We start from the raw sequence: 6,565 nt of genomic DNA on the forward strand, positions 1-6,565 counted from the left end.
TATTTATAGTTTTATTGTTTAGCAGCTGCATTTTCATCAGATTTTGCACCCATCCTATTAAAAGTATACATCGGTGCAAATTTTAATTTTAACCCTGCTATTTTTCTATTATCCGCAGTAGTTAAACCTTCCTTTTCTACGGTGTTTTTTCTTGTATCAATAGCTTCGTACAATAATTTGATTTCGTCCCAATCTTCACGCGAATAAGAATCTTTATTTTCAGAAGCTGTATCAACAAAATTTTGGTAAACACTTAAAATATTGTCTTTATTAATCCACTTAAATGTCATGTCGTCTCCGCTGTAACTGTTTCCTAATAGCGTTTTACGCATAATCATTTTTGAGTTAACAGTTTCCATTCTTTGATTTTCTGCAATAACTTCAGCTTTGTAAGCTTCATATTTCACAGTAGATTCGTCAATTAATTTTTGCAATTCAGTATTATCTTTTACAGATAAGACAGTTTCATCAGCATCTGCTTTCATTTTTTTATAATCACTTTCAATAACCTCCCAGTTTTTAGCGGCATCATTTGAGGCTACATTACTAATTGAGTCTACATAGGCTTCGTAACTATCTACTTTTTCTTGTGCCATATCTTTTTTACTATCGCTACACGACATAAAGGTTACTGCTAAGGCAGCACTTGCTAATACTATTTTTATTGTTTTCATATTTTTAATTTTTTAACTTTTATACTCTACCAATACAGCTTTTGTAATGGTTTTCTTTTATTTAATTATTAAATTCCTTTTCCTCCAATAAGCCTTAATAAAATGGCTATTATGGCAATTACTAATAAAATATGGATTAAACCTCCGGCACTATAAACAAATAACCCAAGGGCCCAACCTATTACTAAAATGACTGCGATTAAATACAATAAATTTCTCATGATTTTAAATTTTGAGGTTAATGTTATCTTAGTTTTTCTATTTGATTTAAATTTGATTTCAAAAGTGGTATTATTTTTACGACCATTATTTCTAACTCTACATCACTAGTTAATTCTTTTAAACTTATTAATTCTTTTAACTGTTGATTTATCAACCAATAAACATCTTTTAAATATGGATTTTTAAATTTTACATCACCCTCTGAAGTTATTTTAATCTTAATATTATTAATCCTTTTTGGTAGTAGAATTAATTTTCTATTAGCTGATTCATCCAGAAGTAACTCAATTTTTTTATGTGATTTTTCCAGATTACTTGCCAATATTCTAAAGCTTAAATCCATATTTGATTTTAAAGCTTGATCATTTACTTTTAAAATATTTAGATTAAGTTTAGCTATTTGAAAAAATAATTTCGCTTCTTTTACGTTTATTGCAACATTTTCCTTTTCAGACACATTATTTAAGGAATGCTCAAGTCCATTCTTTTTTTTAAACTCACAAGAGCTAAAACTTAAAAACATAATCGTAATAAATCCTAAGAGCAAGTAACTTTTAATATTACCTTTAAAGTTTTTCCTTTTCATTTCATTTATAAGCTTTCAATCAATTTACATTACAAAGGTGCAACCAACTAGTCCCTTTTTCGTTACAGCATTATTAACGTTTGTTACAGAATTACTATATAGCTGAAATTTTATCCTTGTTTTTATAACATTAGATAAAGCATGGAAAGAAAAAATGACATGAAATTTTGAAATTTATGTCCTTTAAAAAAGTTTAATAAAGTTTTAGACTACAGGAAGATAAACTGTAAAAATTGCACCTTTGTTGAGTTGTCCATTGGCAAATATAAATCCGTTATGGTTATCTGCTATTTTTTTACAAATAGCGAGACCAACACCCGTGCCTGAAAAATCATTTTTACTATGCAACCTGCTAAAAAGCTCAAAAATTTTATTAGCATAGTTTTGGTTAAAACCAATACCATTATCAGAAAAAACAATTTTATGATAATATTTTTTTGGTGAATTTTGAAGATGGTCCTCTTCAGTACTCATAACTTTTGAATAAGCTATGGCAATTATTGGTGGAGTATTTTTTTTTGCATATTTAAGTGAGTTACTCAATAAATTAAGAAACAGCTGTTGGATTTGAAATGGAATAACAGAAATTGAAGGTAGCACATCGCTTGTTATTTGTGCTTTTTTATCTAAAATAATTTCTGCTACATCTTGCTTTGCATTTTCCAATAACTCATTTAAATCTGATTGTACAAATGCTTTATCTGGTTTATTGGTTCTAGAAAACTGAAGTAAATCGTCAATTAATAAACGCATTCTATCTGCCGATACTTTAATACGGTCAAGATATTGGAGGCCTGATTTTGTAAAGTTATCAGATTCTTTTTCTTCAAATCTAGAAATAAAAGTTTGTATTTTTCGTAAAGGCTCTTGAAGATCATGACTGGCAACATAGTTAAAATCTGAAAGCTCTTTATTATTTCTTTCCAACTCTAAATTATGAACTTCAAGCATAAGCATGCTTTGAATTTCATCTGTAATATCCGTGGTAGTAAAAAGCAATTGTTTTTGTCCATCACTTGCATAAAAAGTTTTTCCAAAAGCTTTAAAATGACGAACATCGCCATTTTTATGAATGACTCGATAATTGATGAATGCTAAATCCTCACCTTTCAACATTTTATCAATATCTTCTTTAAAACCATCCAAATCTTCTGGGTGAACAAATCTAAAATAGTTATTTAGACTCGGACTAAATGCCTTTGGCTTTTCTCCTAATAGCCTATAAAGATTGTCTGAATACGAAAAAGTATTAGAATTCATATGCAATATCCAACTACCATTCTTACCAATTATTTCAGATTGATAAGTAGATTCCTGAAAGATCAACAATTCATCATTGATTTGTTTTATTTTTTTGAAATCGTTAGTTATTTTGAAATAAGCAATAATTATTAAAACAAGGGTAGTCAAGATTACAAAATAAAAAAACACGGGTGTAAATCTTATATCTTCTTTATATTCCTCTTGGCGCTCTTTCAGCATGGCATCCTCTAGGTAAATCATTGCATCTATCTGCTTTTTCACACTATCAATTATTATTTTTTCTTCAAAAAACAATGTTTTAAAGTTATCCGTATGCATTTCGTTTTTTTCAACAACATTATAGGTTTTCGAAAAATTAGTTAAAAGGTTGTCAGTTAATTTGTTTAAAACTGCTAAATTTTCTTTTTGATTGTTGGTTTCTTTAGTTAATTCTTTTAGGACTGCAAACGAATTATTTATATTTTCCCTAGCACTAAAATACGGTTCTAAATACAAGGTGTCTTTTGTAACTATATAACTTCTGTGTCCGCTTTCAGCATCCTTTAGGTGAGATAAAACTTGTTCCAATTCAACATTAACTCTATAGGTTGTTACCAGTACATTTGTCGAATCGGTCAAACCATCAAGTTGTTTATAAGCGAAGCCTACTATAACAAGTATTATAAAAACACTTATAAAAAAAGTAGTTTTTAGAAACAATCCTGAATATTTTAATAATCGCATCGGTATTATATTCTTAATAAAAAATTATCTTTATTTAACCCATTTGTATAATACTGCCAATTTATTGATATGACTTCCGAAAGGATTTTTTTAAGTTTTTTAAAATCACTTGGTTTTTTAATGTAAATATTGGCTCCGAGCACGAAGGTTTCCTCAATATCCTCTTCGGAAGCGGATGTCGAGTAAATTGCTATAGCTATCTCAGAAAGTTTATCATTTGCCTTTATTTCGTTTAAACATTCTATCCCATTTTTTTTTGGCATATTCAAATCCAAAAAAAGTACATTTGGCAAAATGGCATCTACTGAGTTCAAATAATTCATGAGATCGACACCATCAATAAATGTATTTACTTTGGTATTCATATTGAGTTCCTCAAAAGCATCAGTAAAAAATAATCTATCATCTTCATCGTCATCAGCAAGCATAATGTATATGTAGTCGTTTTGCATAGATATTAGATGTTTGTTTTTATTGCTTTTTCCCTTCTTTTTGAAATTATACGCTGAAACGCCGATGGAGTAATACCCGTGGTGTTTTTAAATTGTGTGCTTAAATGTGCTACACTAGAATAATTAAGTCTAAATGCGATTTCTGTTAGGTTAAAATCGGTTGTTAACATAAGCTGTTTAGCGTATTCTATTTTTTGAATAATAATAAAATTTTCAATGGAAGTATATGTAACTTCTGAAAATAAATTAGATAAATATCCATAACTATGCCCAATTTTTTCAGATAAATATACCGAGCTTTTCACATTTACATCGGTATCTTCATTAAACACCATATCTATAATTACATCTTTTATTTTTTGAATCAAAATACTCTTTTGGTTCTCAACTATTTCAATTCCAAACCCATTTAGTGAAGTATTTAATTCATCATATTTTTCTGAAGGAATTTTTTCTAGTAATTCAACTTCACCAAAACCCAAAACTCTATATTTAATATTTAGTTCCTTTAATTTAGATTCTAAAACTTTTTTGAAAACAGTATTAAAATCAAATTTTAAAAATAGTTTCATATCATATATATATATTGTAAAGTTAAGTAAAATTACTAATCCCGTTTTTTGTATTCATGGTTAAGAATTTAAAAAACAGCCTAAAACAATACAAATGATAAATTTTTACCAGCCAACCAATGTTTAGATAAGCTTTTTAACAACTCTAGGAAGTATGAATTTATTTTAAGCTTTTCTCCCGACTAAGAACCCTACTAATAAAGTCACTAAACCCAAACCTATGGTTATATATGCGTTTTCATTGTCTTGTGCTTTAATATCTATGATACCTAAATCTACTGACGTTTCAGGAATTACCAATAGGTAAAGACCATATACTAAAAGCGCTACACCCGCCACTAAAAGGATTAATTTTATTGTCTTGTTCATATATTTGATGGTATTAAAGTTTAATTTTGAACATCCTTTATGTCCTATAATGACAAAGATATGACCAGAAACAACTTACCCAGTTACATGATTTTTTTTTATTATTACAAAACTTTAATGAGATTGGGTACAAGCTTATAGTAACAATTAAATAAACTCAAATTATATTGATTTAAAATGCTTCGAACAAGCTAAAATTTGATAAAACTATCTATTTCGCCAAAAGAATGGTGTGAATAAAATGAGTACCGTAAACAACTCTAAACGCCCAATAAGCATTAAAAATGATGCCCACCATTGCGCTAAAGGTGGCAAGGCAGAATAATTATTTACTGGACCAAAATCGCCCAAAGCTGGACCTACATTCCCTAAGGTTGAAGCGGCTAAACCAACGGCACCCTTAAACTCAATACCAAACATTGAAAACACCAATGCGCCAATTATAAAGGATAGCATATAAAGTATAAAAAATGCCAAAACATTAAATACAATAAATCTATTAATAGCTTTTTTATTATAGCGAACAGGCACAATAGCATTTGGATGCAAGGTGCGTTTAAATTCTAAAAAACTGTTTTTAATTAATATTAAATGGCGCACTACTTTTACACCACCTGAGGTACTTCCTGCCGATCCGCCTAAGAACATAAGTCCGAAAAAGAAAACAACTAAAAATGGTGTCCACAAGGTATAATCGGCCGTTATGAAACCTGTTGTTGTGATTACAGACAACACCTGAAACAAGGCGTGCCTAAATGAACTTTCTGCTTTGCCCCAAACCATTGGGTGTACAATGGATGACGCCGATGCATCTGCCTTGAAATAAATAATAACTGCCGCTATTAAGGTGAAAACAACAATGAATTTAAAATATAATTTAAACTCTTCATCTTGTATAACTTTTTGAACTTTCCCTTTAAAAGCAAAATAACTAAGCACAAAATTAGCCCCTGCCAAAAACATAAAGACAATGATAATATATTGTATAATAGGCTGCCCGTTCCAATAGGCAACACTCGCATTTTTAGTTGAAAAACCTCCCGTTGAAAGTGTACACATGGAGTGATTTATAGCATCGAAAAAAGACATACCAGCAACTTTTAAAAGCAACGTTTCTGCTGCGGTATAGCCAAAATAAATAAGCCATAAACGTTTTGCCGTATCTGTAATTCTAGGATGTAATTTATCGGCGCTTGGCCCAGGAGCTTCGGCTGCAAAAAGCTGCATACCACCAATGCCTAATAATGGCAAAATTGCTATGGCTAATACGATGATCCCCATACCACCAATCCAATGCGTCATACTACGCCAAAATAGCACGCCTTTGGGTACGGCTTCAATATCATTTAAAATAGATGCTCCGGTTGTAGTATAACCAGACATGGTTTCGAAAAAAGCACTTGTAAAACTCGGAATACTTTCAGTAAACACATAAGGCAGGGAGCCTGTTAATGACATGATGATCCATCCAAAGGTTACAACAATATACCCTTCGCGCTTATTCATTTCTTTTTTGTGTTTCCTTGTAAATAGCATTCCAACTACGCCAACTATTACAGTTGCAATTCCAGCAAGAAATATTTGAAAGGTGACACCATCCTTATAAAGTAGGCTTACAAGTGCAGAAAGAAGCATAAAGCCACCATTAAATAGTAGCAATAATCCTAAAAAATGAAAAATAATTTTATAATTGAGTTTCAATGT

8 protein-coding genes are annotated in these 6,565 nt (G+C 30.1%); all 8 read right to left on the reverse strand.

All coding sequences use genetic code 11. From position 1 onward, the window contains the following. Window positions 1-11: 11 nt before the first annotated feature. On the reverse strand, window positions 12-674 hold the full coding sequence (locus tag WBN21_RS08795; protein WP_424199430.1) for a hypothetical protein: 663 nt from the start codon (window positions 672-674) through the stop codon (window positions 12-14). A 68-nt stretch (window positions 675-742) separates the two neighbouring features. Then, window positions 743-895: a lmo0937 family membrane protein gene (locus WBN21_RS08800; protein WP_424199432.1), complete on the reverse strand. Its 153-nt coding sequence runs from the start codon at window positions 893-895 to the stop codon at window positions 743-745. Between the two features lie 23 nt (window positions 896-918). After that, complete coding sequence (locus WBN21_RS08805) at window positions 919-1,482, reverse strand: hypothetical protein (protein ID WP_424199434.1); 564 nt, start codon at window positions 1,480-1,482, stop codon at window positions 919-921. 204 nt (window positions 1,483-1,686) lie between these two features. Further along, complete coding sequence (locus tag WBN21_RS08810; protein WP_424199436.1) at window positions 1,687-3,468, reverse strand: CHASE3 domain-containing protein; 1,782 nt, start codon at window positions 3,466-3,468, stop codon at window positions 1,687-1,689. A gap of 5 nt (window positions 3,469-3,473) precedes the next feature. Continuing rightward, window positions 3,474-3,920, reverse strand: coding sequence for a response regulator (locus WBN21_RS08815; RefSeq protein ID WP_424199438.1), 447 nt, complete (start codon window positions 3,918-3,920; stop codon window positions 3,474-3,476). A gap of 5 nt (window positions 3,921-3,925) precedes the next feature. Beyond that, window positions 3,926-4,492: a helix-turn-helix domain-containing protein gene (locus WBN21_RS08820; RefSeq protein ID WP_424199440.1), complete on the reverse strand. Its 567-nt coding sequence runs from the start codon at window positions 4,490-4,492 to the stop codon at window positions 3,926-3,928. Window positions 4,493-4,657: 165 nt separating this feature from the next. Next, entirely contained in the window at window positions 4,658-4,861 is a 204-nt protein-coding gene (locus WBN21_RS08825) for a hypothetical protein (protein WP_424199442.1), read from the reverse strand. 207 nt (window positions 4,862-5,068) lie between these two features. After that, complete coding sequence (locus WBN21_RS08830; protein ID WP_424199444.1) at window positions 5,069-6,562, reverse strand: TrkH family potassium uptake protein; 1,494 nt, start codon at window positions 6,560-6,562, stop codon at window positions 5,069-5,071. Window positions 6,563-6,565 lie beyond the last annotated feature (3 nt).

It is taken from the genome of Algibacter sp., assembly GCF_049667265.1.
Classification (GTDB): domain Bacteria; phylum Bacteroidota; class Bacteroidia; order Flavobacteriales; family Flavobacteriaceae; genus Algibacter_B.